Genomic DNA, 25,276 nt, shown 5'->3' with positions numbered 1-25,276 from the left:
GAGTTTTATATTTAGAAATTAAAACTCAATCAATAAAAGCTCAACACTTTCACCAGAACCAATTTGTGCCAGTTTGCTGAGAGATTGTTCAGTGAGTTGAAGAACTCGGGCGTAGCCGCCGGTGGTTTGGCAGTCTTGCATCAAAACAATGAGTTCACCGCTTGGTGTGAGTTGAACTGTTCCGGGTTGAACCGGTGAGGTGATGATTTCTTTGGCGGAGAGTTTGTGGTCTTTTTCCAGTTTGTAAGCCATACGGTTGATTGCTTTTGATACTTGGAAAGAGGAGTTTGCTATGTAGCTCTGGGTTTGGCTGTTTAATGAATTGAACTCAGGCCCTTTGAAAACTTCAATGGGATTATCAATTGATCGCGATTGTGGCTTTACTTTTGTGCGATTTAAAATTGGTTGAGTTGAGGATAAGGTTTTAATCCTATCACCTTTTTCCAATTTTGATTTTTTTGTGATTCCTTGAAAGAAACTTCTAGAGGACAGAACGACTTCAGCTTGGAAGCCTCCGGCAATGGACAAATAACACCAGATTCCTTTTTGTACTTTGCCGAAGTGTAAAATATCGTTTTGCCGAACCTCCAGAACACTATTTTGAGAAACAGGATTTTGATTGATTGTTATATCACATTGAGCTCCACAGATTGAAATATAAGTTCGCTGATGAAATTTCAATTTCAGCCCCATCCCTAAAGTTTCAATGACGGCTGCATCCAGTTCATTATTCAGTAAAGAATTCGCCAGCTTGGCACTGGTTTTATCCATAAAACCACTCACCGGCACGCCGATATTTCTGAAACCAAATCTTCCCTGGTCTTGAATGGTGCTGTACACACCCGGTGCAAGGATTTCAACGGACATCTTTGAATTCCTCTAAACTGATAGGATAAAACTGAATGGAGTCCATTGGTTGTAAAATACAAGGAGTGCTTTTTTTTGTGTTGAAAAATTCAAGTGGTGTTCGTCCAATAATATGCCAACCACCGGGACTTTGTTGCGGATAAATTCCGGTTTGTGAACCTCCGATAGCAACAGAGCCTTTTGCAACTGATAATCTTGGTGTAGATAATCGAGGAGTTATTAACTTTTGATTAAGCCCTTGTAAATAGGGAAATCCGGGAAGAAAACCGATAAAACTAACAGTATAAACAGGTTCACAATGGAGTTTGATAATGTCATCAATCGTTAAGTTCTTCTGCTGTGATAAACTTTGTAAATCCTGACCCAAAGACAAATCGTAACAAACCGGAATCTTCCAAAATTTGCTCTCTATTGTTTCAAACTTGGGAGTTTCGAGAACTATTTTTTCGATTTCCATTTTAACAATGTTAACAAAGTGATAGTTTTGCGATTGCTTAATGAGTACCATCAAACTGCAATAAGTTGTCACAGTTTCGATGATGAAATCGGATAGTTGATCTTTAATTCTTTGATTATAAAAATGAACTTTTTTACTAGTTTTTTCATCAATTTTTTGTTGCCAGGAAAGCAATATCCCTCGTTCGCCAAATTGTTGAATGATTACAGACATTGATGCAAATATTTGAGAATTTCCAGTGCGTTTGGTTGGTCTCCGTGAACGCAAAATGTTTCGGCATAGATTGTTACCTGTTGCCCGTCAATGGTTTCGACTTTGTTAGTTTTTAAAATCGAGGAAACTTGCTCAAAAGCCGCTATTTTATCGGTTATGACTGCGTTTTCGTGATTGCGATTCACCAAACTCAAATCAGCATTGTAACTTCTGTCTGCAAACGCTTCATAAACTATCGGAAAATAATCATCTGCTAAAAGTGCAATCGCCGAATTATATGGAACGTATATTTTTACATCGGGTTGAATTTGAGCAAAAACATCGAGCGTGAGAGCGGCAATTTCTGCATCACGTGCAGCGAGATTGTATAAAGCTCCGTGCAATTTGACATGATGCATCTTAGCATCGTGCTCTACACAGATTTGTTTAAACTCTGAAAGTTGTTGATATAAAGATTGATGTAAATCGCTATTAGAGATTTCTATAATTCTTCGCCCGAAATTTTCTTTATCCGGAAAAGAGGGATGCGCACCTATTTTTACATTGTGTTTCTTTGCCAACAATATGGTTTTTGACATACTGGATTTGTCACCAAAGTGTCCTCCGCAAGCGATATTACAGGAACCCAGATAAGGCATTAGCTCTGCATCATTGCCAATTCCTTCGCCTAAATCACAGTTGATGTCAATTTGCATAACTAAATCAAACCAAACACTTTACCCAAAGATTTTAACCCAAGTACCAAGGTCACTAATGCAATCAACCAGCCAATGCTATTCTGTAATTTTGAATTGACATATTGTCCCAGAATTTCTTTTCGGCTCATCAGCCACAATAAAAATCCGGCAATAAACGGTAGTAAGATGCCGTTGGCAATTTGTGCAAATTTGATAATCTCTATGGGTTTAAAACCAAACGACGAAATGATGATTCCCAGAAGTAGAATGATAATCCAAACTCTGCGGAATTTTTCAGACTTGATATCAGCGTTCCAGTTAAAACATCCGGCAGCAACATAAGCAGCGGCCAGAGGAGCAGTAATGGCAGAGGTGATTCCGGCAGCAAATAATCCGATCGACAACAAATATTTGGCGAAACTGCCAAATACAGGTTCTAAGGCTTTAGCTAAATCAACGGCATTGCTGATTTCAGCACCTTGCATCGCCGTTGCACTAATGATTATCGCAATAGAAATCAACCCTCCAAGCAACACAGAAACCACAGTATCGGTGCGGGCTTTGGATAAATCTTCAGCAGATTGCCACTTTTCCTGCACCAAAGAAGCATGTAAAAATAAATTGTAAGGAACAACGGTTGTGCCAATCAGGGCGATAATTATCATCGGGCTTCCTTCAGGAAAGGAAGGGATAACCAAACCTTTCAGCATTTCTGCGACATTAGGTTGAGTCATAATTGCGGTGATAACGAAAGCAAAACTCATTACTAAAACCAAGGTAATCAATGTCTTTTCAATCGCTTTATAACTGCCTTTGTAAAGAATTAAGAATGCAACAACGCCAATTATAATGCTGTAAAGATTCAATGAAAACTGACCGATTGAGACTTGTAATTTTCCACTTAAGGTTTCTAATCCCAAAACGCCACCACTGATATTACCCGCTTCATAAGCGGCATTGCCAACCAGAATAGCGGACATTACTAAAATGATTGCAGTTGTTCTTAACACCGGTATTTTGATTTCCTGACGAATTGCCTGTGCGACTCCTAATCTGGCGACCACACCAAGCCTTGCAGACATTTCTTGTAAAATAATCGTTGCGATGACTGAAAACACCATACTCCAGAGCAACACAAAACCATGTTGAGCTCCTGCAAGTGTACAAACTGTAACCGTTCCCGGACCAATAAAAGCGGCTGCGACCAGAACTCCAGGGCCGAATTTACCGGATTTATTCATTATCTTTTGGAGACTGTGTGGAGCTGTTTAAAGCATAAATAGCAAAACTTCCCAACCAGTGACCACCTTCATAACTATCGCCGACAACATAAGGCAGAGACTTACTAACATGAGTATCTGCCAGTGAGGTTAAATGTTTATAGTCTTGGTATTGATTACCAAGCGCATATAACACCCAGGCACGAGAAAAATTCACTCCATCCAAATGAACCAATTTGCCATCTGTGCGATCCGATACAATTCCCGGAGCTATACTAAATTTTTTCTTTTTCAGTTGTGGTAAAAATTTCTGAATCCATTTGTCAAATTGGTTTTTGGATAAAATTTTACGCATGATATCCACTTCTTGTAAACAAGGAGACAGAAAGTCAAAACCACTGGGTTCCCATGTTATCGGGCAATCCTTATCTGTCAGATAAAAGTCTTTGGCTCTTTGCTCAATCATACTCTTTAAACTTTCATCTTCGAGTGTAACCGCATAATCATAGGCAAAAGACATTCCAAAAGCGGTGTTTGTGTGTTCTCCGACTCTAATTGGATAATACAATTTAGGTAAAAACTCGACAAAACGCTGCGAAATTAACTCAGTTAGCGGTTGTAAGTTGGTTTCCAATTCTCTGGCAAGTGGATCATTCCATGAATGCAACTCTTCTGCTAATTTCAGCAACCATGCCCATCCGTAGGTTCGTTCCCATGATTTGTTGTGCTGACCATGAAAATGTTCGACTTCGTTTGCTATGTTTTCCTTACTGATGTTTTTTTTCAGAATTGCTTTCATAGTTTCATTTCCTGCAACATCAGGGAAGTTCTTCAATAAAGAAACCATCGACCAATGTCCATGTACTGAAGAGTGCCAGTCGAAACATCCGTAAAATGCCGGATGTAAATCTTTGGGAGATTTGAGATCATCATTGCTCCCAATCACTTGGTTGAGTTTGTTCGGATATTCCACTTCAACACAACCTAAAGGCATTTGTGCTAAACGGTTGGCTGCTTGAATATCCATGGTTGTGAGTTTTGAGTTTGCTGACATTGTTGAGGAAAACACAACAAGATAAGTAAAAAGTTGAAGTTTCATAAAGACAAGTCGTTTAAACAGATTAAATCATAACTCAATTTGGATTAAAAAATAACTGACGAAGCAACAAATTAATTATTTTTCAAAAACAGGGTTTTTGATTTGTTATATCTTGTTTCCATGGCTAGAATGCACTCTTGGCTATTGTCAAAAATTGAACAGGTGTCGATGTTTGTACCTCAAACATCGGTGAAAAGGGAATACCGGTGCGGTTGCTTTCAATTATTATTTGCGACCTATTCCGGAACTACCCCCGTAACGGTAATTTACTGCACGCTTAACAAAACCACTGGTTGAAAAAAACCGGGAAGGGTTAAGTGCAATGTAATGAGTCCGGAGACCTGCCTGTTTCCATATTAACTTTTTAATATCGCGGTGGGCGATGGAGAACTACAATGAAAAACCCCTACTTATTGCCAATTTTGGCATCTATTACTTTTTCACAAAGTTTATATTCTGAAGAAGTTTATCAGCAAGATAAAACCGTAGTTACGGCATCCAGATATGAGCAAAGCAGAGAGGATGTGATTCCATCTGTAACAGTTATTGACAGGGATGAAATTGACAATCTGCAATCGAAAGATATTCTTGATATTTTGTCTCTGCAAGCAGGAATTGATGTCGCCAGAAGCGGCGGCTTTGGTAGCGCAACGAGTGTTTTCATGCGTGGAACAAACTCTAATCATGTGCTGGTTCTTATTAACGGCATGCAATCCGGTTCGACTGCAACCGGAAGTTTTGCCTGGGAGCATTTACCGGTTTCGCAAATTGAAAGAATTGAAATTGTCAGAGGCACCAGAGTGAGTTATTACGGAACTGATGCCATTGGTGGCGTGATTAATATTATTACTCGGAAGCAACAAGGAACATCCATCAGAATGACTGGTGGCAGTTATGACAGTCAAAGCTATGATTTAGCACTTGGAAATTCAAAGGACAAGTTTCAATATTCTTTATCTTTAGGTTATCAGGAGTCAAATGGTTTTTCGGCAACGAACGAAAACAATCTTTATGGCTACAATCCTGATGACGATGGCTATAAAAACAAAAGTATCAATTTTGGTTCTACTTATACAATGGATTCAGGTAGTCAGTTTTCATTGAAACATTTTGAAACTAGGGGTGATGTTGACTTTGATTCCTCATTTAATGTCGGTCACTCTAAAAATACGGAACAAGTGAGTCGTTTGGTTTGGCAAGGAGAACTTTTTTCTCAATGGAAATCTGAAATAGCTATTGGCAGAAATAAAAATACCATCGATACCAAAGTTTTTTCAGATGGTTACAATACTGAACGGTTGAGTGTTGATTGGTTGGCTAACAAACAAATAGAAAATCATAAAGTCGGGCTTGGTCTCTCATACAAAGAGGAAGATGCGCGCTATATTCATCATTTGGTGAGTCCCTTCAATTATGCCGAATCTCGTACAAATAAAGCTTTTTTTGCCAATTGGTTGGGTAACTTCGAGCAAAATACGTTATCAATGAGTGCAAGATATGATGATAACAATACCTACGGAGCTGATACGACTGCCAATTTGGATTGGGCTTATCTATTTAATGACAAGGTTCGATTCAATTTTTCAGCCGGAACGGCATTTCATGCACCGGATATGAATGCTTTGTATTCACCATCAGGACAATTGATTATCTACTCGCCGGAGTTGGATGAGTTTGTGAACTTTTATAGTTTTGAAGGCAATCCTGACTTAAAACCCGAAACATCAACTCATTTTGAAATTGGTTTGAAAGCTAAATTGTCAGTTCATCAAAATTTAGCAATCAATATATTCCACTATGAAATTGATAACTTGTTTGACTATCAAGGTCCGACTTTCAAGCCGGTAAATATCTTAGAATCCAGAATTAAAGGGCTGGAAATCAATTATGGATTGAATTTCCAAAACTGGTCATTAAACGCCAATGCGACGATTCAAGATGCTGAAAATAAAGATACAGGAGAAGCTTTGTTGCGCCGCCCTGATGAAAAACTAAATATCAGTTTTGATAGATATTTAAATAACTTTTCAATAGGCTCTTCTCTGCGTTATGCATCACAAAGAGAGGACTACGGTGTGACCTTGCAAGATTATACAGTTATTGATTTAAGAGCTGCTTATCGTTTTAATGATAACTGGAAACTCGCTCTCCGACTTGAAAATATGACTGATGAAGAGTATCAGCTGGTTAATGGCTACAACACGCCGGGAGCGTCGGGATATGTTACGTTGGAGTGGAGAAAGTAGTTATTGCTTGTAACGAAAATGTCCGACTATTTTATAATCAAATAACATATCATCCAGCTTTGGACCTAAACCGATATTATGAACAATTTTATAGCGGTTTGGGTCTGCTTCGGATGGAACGTCACTAACAACACCTATGTGTGGCAAATTGTTATCCAAACGCCAAGTAACTAAGTCCCCGGGTTTGTAATCAGTTGGATTTTGCGAAGTCACAAGTGATTCGCCATGTCTTTTAAAAAATGTTTCCAAATTGGGAACTCGGCGATGATCAATATTGGAGTCAGGTCGGGTTAATCCCCAAATTGTGGGATAAGCTGAAAAATTTTGTTTCATATCTTCGTGAACCAATTGCTGTAAATCCACACCTAAAGCACGATAGCTGCGAATCACCACATCTGTACAAACTCCTTTATTGGCATCCACATCGCCATTGGGATACGCAATTTTTTGATAACTTCCATCGTAAATGACGAAATGACTAAGACGCTCTTTGGCGGAATCGACTAAACTGGATTGCGCGAGAATTGAAAAAGGCAGAAGCAGCATTAAAAATATCTTATTCATGCTGCTTCGACACAATAAATCTATACAAGGTTCAATGATTCAAAGCCAAACTGAAGATTATATCACTGTTATACTCATCGGCACCTGCATCGTAAGAGCCAATGCCAACAGCAAAACCTATGGTTACAACAACCGTGACCAACTGGTCTCTATCACTGACACCAATGGCTTAAACACAACATACTCCTATGATGAAACCGGCAACCAAACAGAAAAAACTGAAAACGGCACCACATCTACATTCAATTACACCGCCCGTCAGCGGGTTAAATCCATAACCATCGGTGGCGCACCACCCATCAGTTATCAATATGATTATTCCGGTCAGCGAGTCAATCAGCAAAACAATGGCAGCGAAAAACGCTATATCTATGACGGACTGACCCTTATTGCCGAAACCAACACATTAGGCAACACACTCGCACAATACCACTACGGCAACCGTTATCAACTGGCAGAAACCCGCAACAATACCAACAGCTTCTATCATGTCGATTCACTTTCCACAAATGTTGCAGTGACCAATACTGATGGCTCTATCCAAGCCCGTTATGAATATGATGCCTACGGCAATCTGCTGACCCAGGACGGAAGCAGCGAACAACCCTTTGGCTTTACCGGATATCAGAAAGACGATGACACCGGACTTTATTACGCCAATGCCAGATACTATGACTCAAACACTGCCAGGTTCTTGAGAGAAGACCCGTTATTCGGCAATCCTGAAAATCCTCCGAGCTTACACAGATATAATTATACAGCCAATAATCCAACCTATTTTGTTGATCCAACAGGTGAAGGTGATGAAGCTGCTCATTTCTATAATGAATATTTGGATTCAAGAGCTGCTGGATTAAATGTAATAGACTCTCTTATTGTTGCCTTGGGGGCACAATATCCTGATAAAGTGGATAAGTATGATGCTAAAAGTGTGTCAACCTCATTCATAGACTATAGTCGAGATTATACAAGAAAAAACAATAGAGGTTTACATGCACTAACAAATTCATTTGTCAAATACACAGTTAAAGCAGTTGACTATTTTCAAACAAACCTTGCAAAAACCATTTATCATTTTGCCCTTTCAGAGCATCCAGGCAAAGACTCTGGTTATCATATCCCAAAAGACAGTATAAATGATCCTGAGGCAATGGCATTTACAGAAATAACTGGTCATGGCTTATCAGAGGGACATACCACTGACCTTAACTTTTATATATCCAGATAAGAATTGCAAACCAGTATTATGTCAATGAAAAGAATATATAAGTTCGGTATAAAATCTGGACGAATTACTGAGAATGATCCTGCTTTCAAGGTGAGAATGGCAAATAGAATTCAGCAAATAAAAATTAAACAAACTCAACTAGAAGAAATATTTAAATCTGAAACTAAAACATATTGTTCAATAAAAGCTGGTTATTGTTCAAGTTCAAACCCGAGAGGAAAAGACAAGATTGAATTTGAGTTGTTATCTGAATTATTTAATGAAGATACAAGTGGTGAATTTAAAAATCTAAGACCAGAAAATATTGACGTTGGTAAAGATTTTAGTACAGTATTAGGTTTGTTCGATACTAAAACCTTAAGATTGCTAAATGGATTTTCAGAAGTGCCAGGTTGGGGAGAGGGTATGTCCGATGGTCTGTTAATTGATGCTCTTGATTCAAAGTTTGACATGTCAGCAAAATATGTACGGAATTCAATAAACGATTCTATCGACCAACAAATTCAAAATGAAGCAGCTACAGTTATTGAAAGTATTGATGATTTAGGAGTTAAACTAAAGTTTACAAATAATGATTAATTTTGAAAAAATATACAAATCCTTGGGGAATTATAGATTAGTTTATGGTATGTGTTTAATACCTATCTTATTAGGTATAATTATAGATTCTCATAACCCAAATAGCCACGACGATATTAGGCTTGTGGTTTTTATTGGAATACCTCTCTATATTGGTACTTTTTTGGCTGTTGTAATAGATGGGTTTATAAATTATATATCAAAAAAAAGAACCTCTTTTGATAAAAAAGTTATTAGTTTTTATTTGTTATTTATTTTTTTAGTTACTAATATCGCGATGTTATATATAGGAATGTAATTGTGTCCTGTCCAAAACTCAATAATTCAGTGAAAGTATAAAGGACATACACATATTAAAAATAAATTTCAATTGATTTTCTAGTGAAGAAGCAATATGGGACACGCATTTGTTAAGAATAAAAAAATACAGGACACGCATTTGATAAGAAAGATTTTTTATATGATAACTGGCTGATTCATTAGATAATTAGCCAGTTTTTCTTTTTGTTTTTCTAATATTTTTGACTATTGATATGTGTTTATGAAATTTGTGAGGGAATTTGTGAAATTTGCCTTATCTGAGACAAAAATATCCCTCAGCTTGAGGAAGCCGGATTGAAAATTTGTGATTTTTTACTATTCCAGTTTAGGTTTGAGCTGAACTCCAAACCTGAAGGATTTACCAACTGAACTACAAAAATCTCTTAGCTGTTGAAGAGTTCCAACTGCTGTTTTGTGTTTGGATCGAAAAGCTTTGAGTTCATCCATCCATGTGTCAGGATTGAGGTTTAAGCGTTGGAAAACATCTGGTATTTCATTAGGTATTGAACCTCTTTTATTCTCCAAAACGACACGACAAAAATAAAACTTGACAGGCAATGCACTGCAAAAGTTTTCATATGTTATATCCCACCTTTAACGGCTTTTTATCCTATTATTTTATAAAAAATGAATTTGTGATAAAGTTGGCACAGTTTAAAAAAAGAGCCTATATGAAAATTGCCAGCTGGAATGTCAATTCTCTGAAAGTCCGTCTTGAACACGTTTTACAATGGTGCAGTGAAAACTCACCCGATGTTTTAGCGATTCAAGAAACCAAGTTGAAAGATGAAAATTTTCCTGAAAAAGAAATAACTGATGCTGGTTTTCATGTGGTTTACTCAGGGCAACCAACTTACAACGGAGTTGCAATTATCAGTTCATCTCCTGCCAGCGATGTTGTAACAGATATTGAAGGCTTAGATGATCCTCAACGCCGGATTCTGGCAGCAACTATTGATGACATTCGTGTTATTAATTTGTATGTAGTCAATGGTAAAGAACCTGGTTCGGATAAATTTACCTACAAAATGAATTGGCTGTCGAAAGTGACAGAGTTCATAGAGTCACAAATGCAGGACTATGAGAATGTTGTGGTTTTGGGGGATTTCAACATCGCACCGGATGACCGTGATGTTCACGACCCAATCTACTGGAAAAACAAGATTCTTTGTACTGATGATGAAAGACAGAAACTCAATGATATCCTTGATTTGGGGTTTGATGATAGTTTCCGCCTTATGCATGATGAAGCCGGATTTTATTCATGGTGGGATTATCGAATGGGTGGATTTCAAAGAAACATGGGATTGAGAATCGATTTAATTCTCACCAGCGAAACCATGTCGGAAATGCTGACTTCTGCCTATATTGATGTTGAACCACGCAAGTGGGAAAGACCATCTGATCACACTCCTGTTGTTGCCGAGTTTGATTATTAAGGCTCATTAGGTCGGTTTATGCTTTTTGCAATGTTTCAAGGCTCCATCTTGGAAAGGCTCTGATTTTATTGTTATGTTCTTGTTTTCTTTGTAATCTTAATGCACCGGCAAGAGCAATCATTGCTCCGTTATCGGTACAGTATTTGAGTGGCGGGAATGATACGGATACTTTTAGCTTGCTTTCTATTTGTTTTAATCGTGAACGCAATTCGATATTCGCGCTCACACCTCCGGCAATGACCAGAGTTTTATAACCTGTTTGTTTGAGAGCTCTTTGGCACTTTTTAACTAATGTATCTACAATCGCTTCTTGAAAGCTGGCTGCGATGTCTTGTTTGAGTTTTTCTTCGTCTTTTTCTTTATTAAACTGCGGATGTTCGATTTCTTCCATCCATGTGAGCCTGACCGCTGTTTTTAATCCCGAAAAACTAAAATCCAATCCCGGACGATTCATCATCGGGCGAGGGAACTTAAATCGCTTCTTATCTCCTTTTTCTGCGAGTTCAGCTAAAATTTTACCGCCGGGATAACCCAATCCTAATAACTTTGCGGTTTTATCAAAAGCTTCTCCCGCCGCATCGTCAAGGGTATCACCCAAGATTTGATAGTTGCCAATGGATTGAACATCAACCAACATGCTGTGACCACCGGAAACCAATAAACAAACAAAGGGAAACTTCGGTTTTTCATCATCCAACAACGGTGCCAATAAATGCCCTTCCATATGGTGAACCTCAACAGAAGGTAAATCCAAAGCCCAAGCCAATGAACAACCAACACTTGAGCCAACAAGCAATGCTCCAATTAGCCCTGGACCGGTTGTGTATGCGATTCCATCTAAATCACTTAGGTTAATACCCGCTTGTTGGCAGGCATTTTGGATTAATGGGACAATTTTCTTGATATGATCTCTGGAAGCAACTTCCGGGAAAACTCCTCCGAATTGAGCATGCAACTCAATTTGTGAATAAAGCTGATCGGCAATTAAACCTTTCTCGGTGTCATAAATAGCAATACCTGTTTCATCACAGGACGTTTCGATTCCCAGAACTTTCATTTATCGTCTATTCCAGCGGTTGTATAATGCTAAATGCTCCGCGAATATCGCCTTCTTTGAAGCCGGTTGCCACGTCATTTGGGTACAGTTCTGAAATCTTTGTTTTGATTGGATCAGCAATGTTTTCTCCGTGGCATACCAAACAAACCTTTTCAGTTTCTATTGCTTTGATAAAACGAAAACTGGCTTTATCGTTATGTTTGACAACATCTTGTGCAAAAAGCATATCGAATGAATCACCTTTAGATAACTTTTTCTCAAAATCTTCAAGCATTGATTTTTCCCACACATCCGGTTGTGTTGCCCTAGGTTTAAGACTGGTTCTGTGAATATCCCAACCAGTTTCGTCGGATAATTGCTTGGCTATCAATGGAGCTTGTTCGTTACAAACTGAAATGGCATTGATTGGACCACCTTCTTTCATTGCTGCTTGAAGTTTAGCTTTCAACTGCATACCAAATTTTTTAGCAACTTCTTTACTTTGGTGTGTTCTTTCACCGATTTCCTGGTAACTGATAGTGTTTTTTCCACAGGCAGAGACAAATATAATGAGTAAAACAACCAAACTATGCTTCATGACTTCTTTCACTTTAAAAAAACTGTTAAAAAACACATAATAATGTTTTTGCATGAAAGTTTAAATTGAAATTTAACTCAAAATCAATTTTTACCATTTTGATTGGCATAGTAGCCATAGCTGTTTTGTTGCTAGTTCTGCTTGTAACTGAAAAATTGCTGAGCATCTGGCATTATCTGCAAGAAGCACCGCTTTGGGTTTCGGTTCTTTATGCATGTGTCATAATGCTGGTTGCATTTTTGGTGGTTTATCTCTATTTTGTTTTTGTCAGAACCAAACCTGTCAAACAACAAAAGCTCAAGCCCATTGATGAATCGTCATTGCGTGAGAGTTTAATACAACAAGCTCAAAGAGGTGTTGATGTTACAGAAGCGGAAAAGGAACTGCAAGAGTTAGACAAACGGCGTAGTAAAGAAAATTTCTATATTGCACTTTACGGCACGGTTTCTTCCGGTAAAAGCAGCTTTATTAAATCTTTATTGCCTGAGCAACAGATACAAACTCATGTTTTAGGCGGAACAACCAAGTCCATTGAGGTGTATCAATATAAAAATTTAGCAATTATAGATTTACCCGGTCTTGATGATTTCGATGATGAATCTGAAAAACTGGCTATAGAGGAAACTTTACGAGCGCATGTTGTGGTTTTTTTAACCGATTCGGATTTGACTCAAACTGAGATGAGAGTGATTAGTAAACTGAGAAATACTAAAAAGCCAATGGTCATTGCCTTTAACAAGGCGGACAGATATTCTGACTCAGAACAAATTCAAATTGTTGAAGAGTTAAAGGTAAAAACAGAGAAAAAATATCCGGTTGCCATTATTTCGACAGGCGGAATGGAAACACTGGTTTATCAGGATTCTAAAGGGAAACAACATAAATCGGTGGTTACTCGTGAAGCAAATATCAAACCGTTGCTATGCTCTATTGAAGAGGTTGTTGCCAATAACCCTGAGATCTTACATCGTTTTCGAGATGCATCTATGCTGATGCTGACTCAGAAAAAGCTCAATGATGCTGAGTCAGAATTTAACAAACAAACCGGCATTAATATTATCAATGATTACACCAAAAAAGCTGTTTTCGGTGCTATGGCTTCAGTTGCTCCGGGCTCGGACATTGTCATTCAGGGAACATTGGCAACTAAAATGATACAGAATATTTGTGGTGTGTATCAGATTTCACCCAAACAAATGGAGATCGATCAAATCATTCGCATGACCGGCGGAAAATTACGAACATCTGTGTCCTTAATACTCGCTGTTGCCGGAAATGCTTTAAAGGCTTTTCCGGGTGTGGGAACAGCTGTCGGAGGCGTCACCCATGCCGTCTCTTATGGAATGATTTTTAACGCATTGGGAAATGCCGTACTTGAGTCTGTATCCACTTTAGGAAAGCTGGATGCTGTCGCAACCCAACAAAAATTTGAGGAAAACTTACTTGGACCTGCACAAACGCTGGCAAAAGATTTGGCGAAAATGGCGCTCAAAATCGACAAATAAGCCCAAAAATATCAATGAGACAGTTGCCGATAGTGCAACGGATAAAACTCTGGACAGTCTCAGAGAGTTGCTTAATGATGAACATATTCCTGCAAGTGTTCGTATGCAACTGAGTGAGGAGTACCAACAAGTTCAACATCTCATTGATAAATTAGAAAAGCAGCAAGTTCATATTGTTGCCGTTGGAAAAGTCAGTTCGGGAAAGTCTTCGCTTCTAAATGCTTTGATTGGCAAACAAGCATTCAAAACCAGTCCTTTACACGGCGAAACAAAAACTCAACAAAGCCTGAGCTGGAATCAATACAACGAACAATCTATGGTTGTTATTGATACTCCCGGTACCGATGAAGTGACCGGTGAACAGCGAGAAAAATTGGCTCATGCAACGGCAGAAATTGCTGATATTATTTTGTTTGTTGTTGATGGCGACATTACGCAGTCTCAGCTTGCGCAGTTGAAACTAATCTCGCAACCCAATATCCAAATTATTTTAGTTCTGAATAAATCAGACTTATACACAGATGACGAGCTCAAAGATCTGAAATTATCATTGAAAGAAAAAACTTCAGGAATTGTTTCTGAGGAAAACATCGTATTCTCAAGTGCTGATCCAAATCCTCAGATATTTATCAAAGAAGATCAACACGGTCAGCAAACTCGCGAAAAAGTGATTCCCGAAATTGATGTCAACGAGGTTAAACAACGCATTTGGGATATTCTCGAGAAAGATGGGAAAACTCTGACAGCGCTCAATGCCAGCATATTCGCCGGTGAAATTTCCGGCAAAATTGGTGAAAAAATAACCAAACTAAAAGCTAATGCTGCCGAAAAAGTCGTCACAACCTATAGCATAGCCAAAGGTGTTGGTGTGGCTTTTAATCCTGTGCCTGTTGCCGATTTGCTGATTGCAGCCGGACTGGATGTCGCTATGATTCGTAAACTGTCTCAAGTTTACGGTTTACCGATTGTGGGTAAAGAAGCATCCAAACTGGCACTCACAATCATGGCTCAAATTGCGGCTCTGATGGGAGCTGTTTGGGGAGTCAATTTACTTTCTTCTGCTTTAAAAACCATGAGTGCTGGTCTTTCCACCACGTTAACGGCAGGAACGCAAGGAGCTCTTGCCTACTACGCAACCTACCTGGTTGGAAAAATTGCAGAGCAATATTTCATTCGAGGTAAATCATGGGGCAAACAAGGTCCTAAAAAAATCGCTAAAGAAATTGTTAGTAATCTGGATAAAGACTCAATTTTACTGGAAGCAAGAAATCAGATACTGCAACGCATTCAAAAGAAATAAGATCGTAACTTTACCACCTCACTTTAACTCTGTTAGTTGAGCCAGAAAAGGTTCAAAACCTCCTTTTTTTCAAAAAAATCACGATTTCAGCTAAATTTTTTATATTTTTTGGTGTTTTTTTATAAAAATTGATAGACTATCGTAAAAAGTTGCGATAAATTATTCACATGGAGAACATATTTACTTCTCAAGAATTTGAAAAGTCCAAACTACCCACGAATTTCTATAAAAGTTTAAGTTCTCTATTATTCGACTTAGGCATAGATGGAAATGATGTAGTTGAGGATTTTATTTCTCACTACATCTCCCATGCTTACGAACAAACCAAAACTAAATCCTCAGTCTATCTAACAACCGGATTCTCCAGGCACATAGTAAAAAAATACCTGGAAGAAAAAGAAACACACTCTAAAAGCAATAGTAAGTTCATGCATCAAACTGTATTGCTTGCTGAGTTACATAAACTTTCAAAAAAATATGATGATGGACTTATTCCAATCTATGGAAAATTTGGATCTTACACATCGACATTTAACAGGGTTAAACCACAAGATAATATCATCACCTCAAAAACGGTCTTAGATATTCTGATTTCATCAGGAAAAGTAAAAAAGAAAGGTGAGTATATACAGTTTATAAGCTCATTAGGTAGAAAAGGATTGCGTGATAAAGCATCAATAATAAACACGCTTGCGATAAGTATGGCGAGGATGTCTAACACAATTCAGCACAATTATCATGCAAAAACTAATGAAGAAACCTTATTCCAGGCATCATATTTTTCTACATTGATAAAACCGGAAAATAGGAGAAAACTAACGGATAAGTTAAGAGAGTTAACAAGGAAGCATTTTCGTGAATATCAAGCACTAATTGATAGTTACGAAGAGACGGATCTCACACCAAAGGAAGTTGAAGACCTAAATAACGAGATTGGGATTTCAACTTTTATTTTTGACAATGAAAAAGAGGTATAAACCATGAAAAAGCAAACACTAATTCTATTTTTTTTTAATTTCTAACACATCTGTCTATGCAGGAGAGGGAGATGGAACCGGCCTTGACCCCAACAATCCTGAAAACTCTACCTTAATCAATGATTGCCAACCTGAACATAAATCTATCTTTGATTTAATATTTCCAACTTCACAAGGCGAAGGAGATGGTACGGGGCTAGATCCGAATGACCCAAATAATCCAGAATCTACAGAAAACTTAACTTGTGAAAAATAAGTATTCATTGCAGAGCCACATCATGTAGTTCTGCTTTATTAGTTTTTTGTAACACTTCATTCAGACATCAGTTACAATCCGCTGATGTCTTTGAATGAACATCAAAAAGGCTTGGCTGCCGGAGTATTTTGCTTCTTATTTTGGGGCATAGCACCTGTTTATTTTAAATTTCTCAAGGAAGTTCCGGCGATTTCAATTATTGCACATCGGATTATTTGGGGAGCGTTTTTTTTATTTGTTTTCCTGCTTATCAGAGATCATAAAAAACTCTTCCAAGCGATGAAGATTTCACCTCGACAGTTTTTGGTGCTGTGTATCAGCGGACTTTTGGTTTCCAGCAATTGGGTAGTTTTTGTTTGGGCGGTCACTCACGATCAAATTCTGGCAACGTCACTTGGATACTTCATCAATCCTTTGATAAACATATTACTTGGAATGCTGTTTCTCCAGGAACGACTGAGCAAGCCTCAAGTTGTTGCGGTTCTTATAGCCAGCGGAGTAACAATTTATCTGGGAATTTACCTCAAGCAACCACCCTGGATAGCATTATTTTTGGCAATTACTTTTGGGTTATATGGTTTAATTAGAAAAAAACTTCAAGTCAGACCATTGATTGGTCTGTTTTGGGAAACATTAATACTAATCATTCCGGCTATTGTTTATCTTTTGTATTTTGCTCCACAGTCAAATTATGTAACACCGACAAATCTTATATATTCACTTCTGTTTTTTGCCGGTCTTGTAACGGTCCTGCCTTTAGTTAGTTTTAATTACGCTGCACATAGATTGTCCTTAACACTCATCGGTTTTTTGCAATACATCGGTCCTTCTTTAAGTTTTCTGGTTGCGGTTATTTTTTATGGCGAAGACTTTACTTTTGGTTATCAAGTTGCTTTTGGAGGAATTTGGCTGGCTTTGATTATTGTTAGTTGGAAACCATTCAAGCGATTGGTTCGCTCAGGTTTTAATTAAGCCATAAAAATATTCAGTAATTTTGTAAAAAACATTGGAAAATCTCACTCCAAACCTTATATTAGAGTTTTCTAATATAATAAAAAGGAAAGAGCCATGAAATCCAAAATTATAGCAATAACCACTATTTTAATCTCAAATATTGCATGGTCTGCAGAACCAGTGAAACCAATTCAACCTGCCAATGACATCAATTTAGCACTTATGGAACTCGGGAAGAAACTATATTTTGATCCAAGGTTGTCTAAATCTGGATTTATATCTTGTAACTCTTGTCACAACCTAAGTATGGGCGGAACAGATAATCTGCCGACTTCAATCGGTCATGCGTGGCATAAAGGTCCAATTAATGCACCAACGGTTTTAAATTCCAGTTTTAACATTGCTCAATTCTGGGATGGCAGAGCTAAAGATTTGAAAGAGCAAGCCGGAGGACCGATTGCAAATCCGGGTGAAATGGCATCAACTCATGAGCTGGCTATCAATGTTATCAGCAGTATTCCGGGCTATGTGAGTGAATTTAAGTTAGTTTTTGATAATGGTAACATCAACACAGAAAATATCACATCCGCTATTGCTGAATTTGAAAAAACACTTGTAACCCCTGGTTCTCGTTTTGATCAATGGTTGCTTGGTGATAAAAATGCAATTTCTGAAAAAGAATTGGCAGGTTATCAGCTTTTCAAAAACAGCGGATGCGTCGGTTGTCATAACGGAGAGGCCTTGGGTGGAACTTCATTCCAAAAAATGGGCTTGATTAAAAAATACCAAACATCGAATCCTGCCATTGGTCGGGCGGCTGTTTCCAATAATGACTCTGAAGAGTATTTTTTCAAAGTTCCGACATTGAGAAATATCGAACTAACCTATCCGTATTTCCATGATGGTGCTGTTGATTCCTTGGAAAAAGCGGTCAATGTCATGGGTGAAATCCAGCTCGGAAGAGAATTTAGTCAGGAACAAACTGAACAAATCGTTGCATTCCTTAAAACTCTGACTGGTGAGCAACCATCGTTTGATTTGCCACAGCTTCCTCCATCTGTGCCCTCAACGCCAAAACCGGAACCTTATAAATAGAATCTATGGATTGAATTGCCCGAATTGAATAATTCGGGCAATTTCTACTTAACTGATAGCCATCTCAACGGCTTTTTGGGCATGAATTGCTGTGGTATCAAGCAACTTAATTTCTGTATCAGATTGTTTCACTAATATGCCGATTTCAGTACAACCCAAAATCACAGCTTGTGCTCCTTGTTCTGATAAATCCTTGATGATTCTGAGATATTCGTTGCGAGAATCTGTTTGAACATTTCCAAGACACAATTCTTGATAAATCACTTTATGGACAATTTCTCGGTCAGCTTTTTCAGGAATAACCACATTCAGTCCGAATTTATCCTGTAAACGACCTTTATAAAAATCCTGTTCCATAGTGAAAACTGTCCCTAAAAGACCAACAGACTGCATATTGTTTTTTATTAACTCTTCCGCGGTTGCATCTGCAATGTGGATGAGCGGAATCTGAATAGCTGCTTCAATCTGCTGAGCAACTTTATGCATGGTGTTTGTGCAGATTAGCAGAAAATCAGCTCCTGCAGATTCAATTTTCTTTGCAGCATCCGCTAAAATTTCACCAGAGGATTCCCATTCACCGGACTTTTGTAGCTGTTCGATTGGTTCAAAATCAACACTATACATCGCAATTTGTGCTGAATGCAGGCCACCCAATTTACTCTTGATTCCTTCATTAATCAGGCGATAGTATTCTACTGTGCTCTCCCAACTCATTCCACCTAGTAATCCGATTGTTTTCATTACAGAGGTTAAATATCAAATTTCGGAAGTTTTTTATCAAGCATATTTTTCTGTAAACGGATGTATTTTGGCAAACCATTTTCATAAGGAGGGTAGGCTTCTCCTTCTATTAAAGGTTGTATGTAGGTTCTGCATTTTTCCGTAATCCCGAATCCGTCTTCGGTAATAAAATCTCTTGGCAACATTTTCTCAACATTTGCCATATCTGCCAGTCGTGCTGTAGCGATTTCCCACTGATAGGGTTTATCAGCAAGACGTTTTATAACTGGAGCAACGCCGTTTTGCCCTTCAATTGCTAATTTTACCGCAGCGGCACCCACGGCATAGGCTTGTTCAAAATCAGTTTGAGATGCTAAGTGTCTGGCGGACCTTTGCAGATAATCGGAAACCGCCCAATGGTATTTATAACCCAGATTTTCTCTCACCATATTGGCAATCACAGGCGCAACTCCACCCAATTGCGAATGTCCGAAAGCATCGACGGTTCCGGCATCAGCCAGAAACTTACCGTCAGCGTCCTGCACACCTTCAGAAACAACAATTGAACAATAACCATAGCTTTCAACCGAATATTTGACTCTCGCCAGAAAGGCTTCTTTATCGAATGGAATCTCAGGGAACAAAATGATTTGCGGTGGTTCATCGTGAGTTTTACCTGCCAGTCCTCCGGCTGCCGCAATCCAGCCGGCATGACGACCCATCACTTCCATGATGAATACCTTGGTGGAGCTTTCAGCCATCGATTCCACATCCAGCGACGCTTCCATGATTGATGTCGCGATGTATTTTGCTGTGGTTCCAAAGCCGGGACAGGTGTCGGTGATTGGTAAATCGTTATCGATGGTTTTGGGAACGCCGATACAATTGACTGGAAACCCCATTTCATCCGCCATTTTAGAAATTTTAAAAGCTGTGTCAGATGAATCGCCTCCACCATTATAAAAAAGATAACCAATATTATGGGCTCTCAAAACTTCAATCAGACGCTCGTATTCTGCTCTTTGTTCCTGCATATCCTTGAGTTTAAAACGACACGAACCAAAGGCTCCACCAGGAGTGTGTTTTAATGCTGCAATGTCTGCATCAGACTCAAATGAAGTGTCTATTAATTCTTCACGCAGAGCTCCGATGATACCGTTTTTGGCTCCGTAAACCGTGCCGATTTTGTCGCTGTATTTTCTTGCTGTCTCAATAACTCCGCAGGCAGTTGCATTGATAACAGCAGTCACTCCGCCGGACTGGCAGTAAAGGGCATTCTTTTTTGTCATTGTGTTTACTCATTTTTAGTTGTTAAAAACCTGGCAATTGTGGCTAAAAGGTTGACTTACTGAACCTCAGGCGTTACTTTATCACACCCGAATCGCTTTTATAAGCACTATCTAATATAACACAGGATTCTATAAATGAGATTGGTTTTATTGGGCGCGCCTGGCTCAGGAAAAGGCACACAAGCTAAAATATTAAAAGAAGAATTCAATATTCCGCATATATCTACCGGTGATTTATTAAGAGCAGCAGTTGCTGCAGGGACCGAATTGGGTAAAGCTGCAAAAGTTGTAATGGACAAAGGTCAGCTGGTTTCAGATGATATTGTACTTGGAATGTTGAAAGAAAGATTAGAAGAAGATGATGCCAAAAGCGGATTTATTCTGGATGGTTTCCCTAGAAATCTGGTACAGGCTGATATGCTGGACAATTTATTGCATGAAATCAACATGCCTGCTGAACACGCGATTTTAATTGAGGTCGACCCTGAGGAAGTAGTCGCCAGAATTGCCAAACGCGCTGAACTGGAAGGGCGTTCGGATGATACAGAAGAAGTGGTTCGTGACCGTATCAAGGTTTATGAAAACCAAACAGCTCCTGTGGTTAATCACTATAAAGAGCACGGAATTTTAAGTGAAATCCTCGGCCAAGGTGGGATTGAGCAGGTTCAACAAAGAATTCTTGCAGTATTAAGATTTTAGAAAAATTAAATGGGGTGATTATTGTTTTTTCACCTCATTCAAATAAGATTCCAGCAACAGTTGGTCTTCGATATTCCACCATTCATTAGAAGTGTTTCTTAGTTCCTGCATCAAACTGGCAGCTTGGAAATAATCTTCTTTGTGAGCTGCTAATTGAGCGTTAAATTTTGGGAATGGGTAGATCATTGGCTTGATGGGAGAAATCTGATTCAAAACTTTTTCAACCTCGGTGAAATCACTATTTTTCACTGCCAGCTCTAAAAGTTTTTCTGAATATTTAAGAGCATTTAAATGATGCTTTTTTCGTAAACAATCACTTAAAAGTGTTTGCAGAAGATTTTGGACTTCTTCGATGTTTTCTCTTTCCAGAAAAAATATTGCTTGTAAATATTGAGTTTCTTCTAACCAATTTGTCTGTTCCTCAGAAATGGTTTTTAATTCAGAAAAATAGCGATCTGTTAATTCCTTATCATCTGTCAACAAAGTTGAATCAATCAATTTGAAGAGCATTTGTGTTTGGATAATTGGTTGAGTGGTTTTTATTTTTTCTGCAAACTCATCAACAACCGGAATGAGCAGTTTTATTTTTTCAATATCAGACTTTCTTGTCGCCAACTCCAACTTAACTCCGTGTGCAAGTATTTGGGGCTCATCTGTTTTCAGTTCCAAGGAAAGTTTCTCTATTTCTGAAATCGTCTCTGACAGTTCTGTGTGTTTACCCATTTCGATTTGTAAATAGGCTTTGGTTTCAAAGAATGCCAGAGTTAATCTTTTGTTTTCTACGAGATCCAATAACCCCTCAGCTTTATTGATATAGAATTCTTCTTGTTCAAATTTGGCTTGTTGATACAGGGTTCCGGCTAATGTAATGTAACTGCTGAACATGCCGGAAATATGATTGTCTTTTTCAAAATCTGTTAAAGCTAAGCGGATGTACTTTTCAGCATTGATATAATCTTTTGCATAGTTGTAAAGATAGCCCAGATTATTGTCAACTCGCGAAATACGGCTCTTGTCATTGTTGTTTTTCTCAAGAAGTTTTCGTTGTTTCAATGTGCTGTCTATCGCTTTGTCAAACTCACTTTTTTGTAAGAAAATAGTTGCTTGCAGATACAACAGTTTTTCAGTGATTTTGGTGTTTTTCAATTTGTCAGCCAATATTAGAGCTGATTCAATCAGTGCTTCAGCTTCAGAAGATTGCTCGGAATAAACCAATACATTGGCTTTAAGGGATTGTATCCAAAGATTTAGTTCTTCATCCTGGACATTTTTAACTGAAAGAACATCTAAAATTGCTGATGCGGAGTTGTAATCAGAGGATAAAATCTGTGCTTCTGCCATGCGAATCCAGGCCAAATCAAAGGCTGAATCTTGGTTAATGGCCGTTTGAAAATAATCGATGGCTTTGCTGTAGTTTCTGTTTGTACTTTCTTTTAATCCCCGCAAAAAACTTTCCAAAGCAAAACTGTCATCAGATAAATTTCTATTGAAATCAGAGTTAGTGTCCTGCTTGTTTATTTTGAGTTGTTCTCTGACCCAGTTGTTAGTTTGAGAAAAAAGAGCCTTGTAATCACTGGTTGTTATTTCTTTCTTAATATCAATGTCTTTGTAATTTTTAAGTTGCAACTGGGTAATTTTTTTATCGTCTATTTCCGTCAAATCAACCAATAAAATATAGTCCAGTTGTTTGCTATCTTGTAATTCAATGGCCACCTTTTGCTTATCCGTTTGAGTGAACCATGTTGATTGAGGTGAGAGTGATAGAATCTGCGGGTTTTTATCCAGTAAATTTGATAAATAGGAAATACCCCCGATTTTGATAAATTCATCCCCCTGAGCTGATGGAATGACCGCCAAATTGAAAGGTTTACTTTGAATGCTGTGTTCCGGTTGTTGATTGGAACCAAAAGGGTAAAAATACAATAATACAATCAAAGGAATCAAACTGACTGAGGCAATGGTTTTTTTCCACTTTTTTAGTTCGTTTCGCCGGTCTTTAATTTCTGTGACTTTGGGGATGAATTTATAACCAATTCCTCGAACAGTTTCAATAAACACTTCATCCGGGTGATGATCGGATAATGCCTGCCTGATTCGTTCAATTTGTTTACTGAGAGTGCCGTCGGTGACAATTTGATTGTCCCAAGCTGATGCAATCAAATCATCTTTGGGTACTAATTTGTTATGGTTCTCAACTAAAGTTACAAGCAGTTTGTAGCCTTTTAAGCCGAGTTCTAAGCGATTATTTCTATGATACAAGCTTAATTCTTCCGGTTTCAGAATGAAATCAAAAAAAGTATAAGAATGTGTCATTGGCTTCTTCTCTCCCATCAAAAACTGAATCGTTTTGCAGTATATCACAGGTTTTTATCGCTTGTCGTTAAGTTGTCGAGATGAAATCGAGTAAATGTCGAGCAAGAATTTTTCATATTTTTCATAATTGAAAACAGTTTTTAAACTGATTGGAGAATAAACATGAAACATTTAATTTTTAGTTTGTCATTACTAAGTGCAACAATATCTTATGCTCAGCAAGGTGCAGGAACCATGGATCAAACTTTTGATAGTGATGGCAGGGTTCTGATAGAACAAAATCTTGGAACTATTCCACCCATGGGTGAAGGCAATGAGTTTGGTACAGCCATTTATTCCTATTCGGGGAGTGGCGACCCTGCTATGCTCGTTGGCGGTCATGCTTATCATACAAATGAAGACACTACCGATATATTCATTACTAAAATATTGCATAATGGAAACATTGATACCAGTTTTGGTTTTAGCGGAACAGAAATCATCGCTTTTAACAGAGGGACGGAAACACATAAAGACTTTCTTCATGATATTTCAGTCGATGATTCCGGCAATATATATGCAATTGGATATGCTCATTTCAACAATGATGATACTGATTTTGCTGTTGCTAAGCTGGATTCATCTGGTAATCCAGTTCTAAGTTTTGGCACAAATGGTCAAAAAACAATTGCTTTCGATAACGGAGGAACCGATGAGGATGTTGCTTTCTCAGCGATTTATACGGGTGGTTCTATCTATATTGCCGGTTATGCAGCCAACAGTTCCAGTGGTACCGACATTTCAGTAACAAAGATTCTTGCAAGTGATGGTTCATTAGATACAGGATTTGGCACTAACGGCAAGTTAATTATTGACATGGGGAATAGTTCCAGAGCTTATAAAATACTTCATGGGTTCTGGATATTAGGAAGTGTTGATGAGAACGATCATTCCGAATCACCTGTTATTATAAAAATGAACTTTAACGGAAGTCTAGATACCAGTTTTTCAAGTGATGGAAAATATGTTTACAATGACAGTAGGGATTCATTTGTTAATAATGCAATAAAAAAACCAGGCTCCGATGAGTTCATATTTGTAGGGTATGACAATCATATGGGGAGCCAAGATGATGACTGCGCAATTACCTATATCAATACAGAAGATACCAATGCCGGTGAACCGGTGGGGGATATTTTTAATTTTAATCTTAATCCAAACTTGAGCAAAAACTCTTCGTGTAGGGATGCAGTATTTACCGACCCTGATTTCAAACTTGTATTAACAGGTAATATTTATCCTGATGATGTGTCTTACATCAACATGGGAGTGATGCAGTTGAACTCGATTAGTGTAACAAACGGAACAAGCAGTTACTCCATAGACAACAACTTTGGTGTCTATGGAAATGGCAGATCAGATATTACCTTTAATGGAGTAGGAGCTCAGATTGTTAATTCTGCGTATGCTGTAACAATAGACCCAAATGATAATGTGCTATTGACAGGTACTGCTACTAACAATAACGCAGTCGAAAAAATTGCAGTAGCAAGACTCAAGGGTACAGGCAACAACGATATTATCTTCAAAAATAGTTTTGATTAACATCAAAGGCAACTCAACTCATATTGCAAAACTGTTTATT

The 25,276-nt window shown here is 38.2% G+C and carries 23 protein-coding genes and 1 riboswitch; of the genes, 11 read left to right on the top strand and 12 right to left on the bottom strand.

The genetic code is table 11. The features are described from left to right. Positions 1-18 precede the first annotated feature (18 nt). Genes R3F25_08595 through R3F25_08575 form a run of 5 tightly spaced genes read right to left on the bottom strand, consistent with a single transcriptional unit; the run spans position 19 to position 4,533 of the window. Entirely contained in the window at positions 19-867 is an 849-nt protein-coding gene (locus tag R3F25_08595; protein ID MEZ5496876.1) for a biotin-dependent carboxyltransferase family protein, read from the bottom strand. Further along, a complete protein-coding gene (gene pxpB, locus R3F25_08590) occupies positions 857-1,537 on the bottom strand; it encodes a 5-oxoprolinase subunit PxpB (GenBank protein MEZ5496875.1) in 681 nt (226 codons plus the stop codon). Before pxpB ends, R3F25_08595 begins: the two co-directional genes overlap by 11 nt. Then, positions 1,528-2,232 (bottom strand): 5-oxoprolinase subunit PxpA, encoded by a 705-nt coding sequence (gene pxpA / locus R3F25_08585; GenBank protein MEZ5496874.1) that lies wholly within the window; start codon positions 2,230-2,232, stop codon positions 1,528-1,530. Before pxpA ends, pxpB begins: the two co-directional genes overlap by 10 nt. A 2-nt stretch (positions 2,233-2,234) precedes the next feature. Continuing rightward, positions 2,235-3,455: an Nramp family divalent metal transporter gene (locus R3F25_08580; GenBank protein ID MEZ5496873.1), complete on the bottom strand. Its 1,221-nt coding sequence runs from the start codon at positions 3,453-3,455 to the stop codon at positions 2,235-2,237. Continuing rightward, positions 3,448-4,533: a DUF2891 domain-containing protein gene (locus R3F25_08575; protein ID MEZ5496872.1), complete on the bottom strand. Its 1,086-nt coding sequence runs from the start codon at positions 4,531-4,533 to the stop codon at positions 3,448-3,450. Before R3F25_08575 ends, R3F25_08580 begins: the two co-directional genes overlap by 8 nt. A gap of 143 nt (positions 4,534-4,676) precedes the next feature. Next, positions 4,677-4,897, top strand: a riboswitch (cobalamin riboswitch). Positions 4,898-4,928: 31 nt separating this feature from the next. Here R3F25_08575 and R3F25_08570 point away from each other — a divergent pair. Continuing rightward, positions 4,929-6,779, top strand: a complete 1,851-nt coding sequence (locus tag R3F25_08570) for a TonB-dependent receptor (GenBank protein MEZ5496871.1) — start codon at positions 4,929-4,931, stop codon at positions 6,777-6,779. On the opposite strand, the gene R3F25_08565 is transcribed toward R3F25_08570, so the two are convergent. Beyond that, positions 6,780-7,343 carry a DUF1287 domain-containing protein gene (locus R3F25_08565; GenBank protein MEZ5496870.1) on the bottom strand — a complete coding sequence of 188 codons (564 nt, stop codon included), beginning with the start codon at positions 7,341-7,343 and terminating at the stop codon, positions 6,780-6,782. It abuts the gene before it with no gap. A gap of 34 nt (positions 7,344-7,377) precedes the next feature. Here R3F25_08565 and R3F25_08560 point away from each other — a divergent pair, with 34 nt between their 5' ends. After that, on the top strand, positions 7,378-8,571 hold the full coding sequence (locus R3F25_08560) for an RHS repeat-associated core domain-containing protein (protein MEZ5496869.1): 1,194 nt from the start codon (positions 7,378-7,380) through the stop codon (positions 8,569-8,571). A gap of 24 nt (positions 8,572-8,595) precedes the next feature. Then, positions 8,596-9,150, top strand: a complete 555-nt coding sequence (locus R3F25_08555; protein ID MEZ5496868.1) for a hypothetical protein — start codon at positions 8,596-8,598, stop codon at positions 9,148-9,150. A gap of 636 nt (positions 9,151-9,786) precedes the next feature. Here the strand turns inward: R3F25_08555 and R3F25_08550 are convergent. Further along, positions 9,787-9,996 carry a hypothetical protein gene (locus R3F25_08550; GenBank protein MEZ5496867.1) on the bottom strand — a complete coding sequence of 70 codons (210 nt, stop codon included), beginning with the start codon at positions 9,994-9,996 and terminating at the stop codon, positions 9,787-9,789. 146 nt (positions 9,997-10,142) lie between these two features. Here R3F25_08550 and xth point away from each other — a divergent pair, with 146 nt between their 5' ends. After that, complete coding sequence (gene xth / locus R3F25_08545; GenBank protein ID MEZ5496866.1) at positions 10,143-10,910, top strand: exodeoxyribonuclease III; 768 nt, start codon at positions 10,143-10,145, stop codon at positions 10,908-10,910. Between the two features lie 16 nt (positions 10,911-10,926). Here xth and tsaD read toward each other — a convergent pair whose 3' ends face one another. Together tsaD and R3F25_08535 are read right to left on the bottom strand one after the other, a co-directional pair. Continuing rightward, positions 10,927-11,967 carry a tRNA (adenosine(37)-N6)-threonylcarbamoyltransferase complex transferase subunit TsaD gene (gene tsaD / locus R3F25_08540; protein ID MEZ5496865.1) on the bottom strand — a complete coding sequence of 347 codons (1,041 nt, stop codon included), beginning with the start codon at positions 11,965-11,967 and terminating at the stop codon, positions 10,927-10,929. 7 nt (positions 11,968-11,974) lie between these two features. After that, positions 11,975-12,544, bottom strand: coding sequence for a DUF3365 domain-containing protein (locus R3F25_08535; GenBank protein MEZ5496864.1), 570 nt, complete (start codon positions 12,542-12,544; stop codon positions 11,975-11,977). A gap of 65 nt (positions 12,545-12,609) precedes the next feature. On the opposite strand from R3F25_08535, the gene R3F25_08530 reads away from it, so the two are divergent. The 5 genes from R3F25_08530 to R3F25_08510 all read left to right on the top strand — a co-directional run bounded on the left by R3F25_08530 (position 12,610) and on the right by R3F25_08510 (position 18,631). Beyond that, complete coding sequence (locus R3F25_08530) at positions 12,610-14,049, top strand: GTPase (GenBank protein ID MEZ5496863.1); 1,440 nt, start codon at positions 12,610-12,612, stop codon at positions 14,047-14,049. Further along, positions 13,988-15,349, top strand: coding sequence for a DUF697 domain-containing protein (locus R3F25_08525; GenBank protein MEZ5496862.1), 1,362 nt, complete (start codon positions 13,988-13,990; stop codon positions 15,347-15,349). Before R3F25_08530 ends, R3F25_08525 begins: the two co-directional genes overlap by 62 nt. Positions 15,350-15,516: 167 nt before the next feature. After that, positions 15,517-16,326: a hypothetical protein gene (locus tag R3F25_08520; GenBank protein MEZ5496861.1), complete on the top strand. Its 810-nt coding sequence runs from the start codon at positions 15,517-15,519 to the stop codon at positions 16,324-16,326. A 340-nt stretch (positions 16,327-16,666) separates the two neighbouring features. After that, positions 16,667-17,554, top strand: a complete 888-nt coding sequence (gene rarD / locus R3F25_08515) for an EamA family transporter RarD (protein MEZ5496860.1) — start codon at positions 16,667-16,669, stop codon at positions 17,552-17,554. A gap of 96 nt (positions 17,555-17,650) precedes the next feature. Continuing rightward, positions 17,651-18,631 (top strand): cytochrome-c peroxidase, encoded by a 981-nt coding sequence (locus R3F25_08510; GenBank protein ID MEZ5496859.1) that lies wholly within the window; start codon positions 17,651-17,653, stop codon positions 18,629-18,631. A gap of 48 nt (positions 18,632-18,679) precedes the next feature. On the opposite strand, the gene R3F25_08505 is transcribed toward R3F25_08510, so the two are convergent. Together R3F25_08505 and R3F25_08500 are read right to left on the bottom strand one after the other, a co-directional pair. Beyond that, positions 18,680-19,372, bottom strand: coding sequence for an aspartate/glutamate racemase family protein (locus R3F25_08505; GenBank protein ID MEZ5496858.1), 693 nt, complete (start codon positions 19,370-19,372; stop codon positions 18,680-18,682). Between the two features lie 8 nt (positions 19,373-19,380). Next, positions 19,381-20,640 carry a 6-phosphofructokinase gene (locus R3F25_08500; GenBank protein MEZ5496857.1) on the bottom strand — a complete coding sequence of 420 codons (1,260 nt, stop codon included), beginning with the start codon at positions 20,638-20,640 and terminating at the stop codon, positions 19,381-19,383. A 135-nt stretch (positions 20,641-20,775) separates the two neighbouring features. Between R3F25_08500 and R3F25_08495 the strand changes: the two genes are divergently transcribed. Next, entirely contained in the window at positions 20,776-21,339 is a 564-nt protein-coding gene (locus tag R3F25_08495) for an adenylate kinase (GenBank protein ID MEZ5496856.1), read from the top strand. An 18-nt stretch (positions 21,340-21,357) separates the two neighbouring features. Here R3F25_08495 and R3F25_08490 read toward each other — a convergent pair whose 3' ends face one another. After that, positions 21,358-23,652, bottom strand: a complete 2,295-nt coding sequence (locus R3F25_08490) for a winged helix-turn-helix domain-containing protein (GenBank protein ID MEZ5496855.1) — start codon at positions 23,650-23,652, stop codon at positions 21,358-21,360. A 162-nt stretch (positions 23,653-23,814) separates the two neighbouring features. On the opposite strand from R3F25_08490, the gene R3F25_08485 reads away from it, so the two are divergent. After that, complete coding sequence (locus R3F25_08485) at positions 23,815-25,236, top strand: hypothetical protein (protein ID MEZ5496854.1); 1,422 nt, start codon at positions 23,815-23,817, stop codon at positions 25,234-25,236. Positions 25,237-25,276: the final 40 nt, after the last annotated feature.

This window comes from Gammaproteobacteria bacterium (assembly GCA_041395445.1).
Lineage (GTDB): Bacteria > Pseudomonadota > Gammaproteobacteria > Xanthomonadales > Marinicellaceae > NORP309.
Note: the sequence above shows the minus strand (reverse complement) of the source record. Positions and strands in the feature narration are given on the sequence as shown.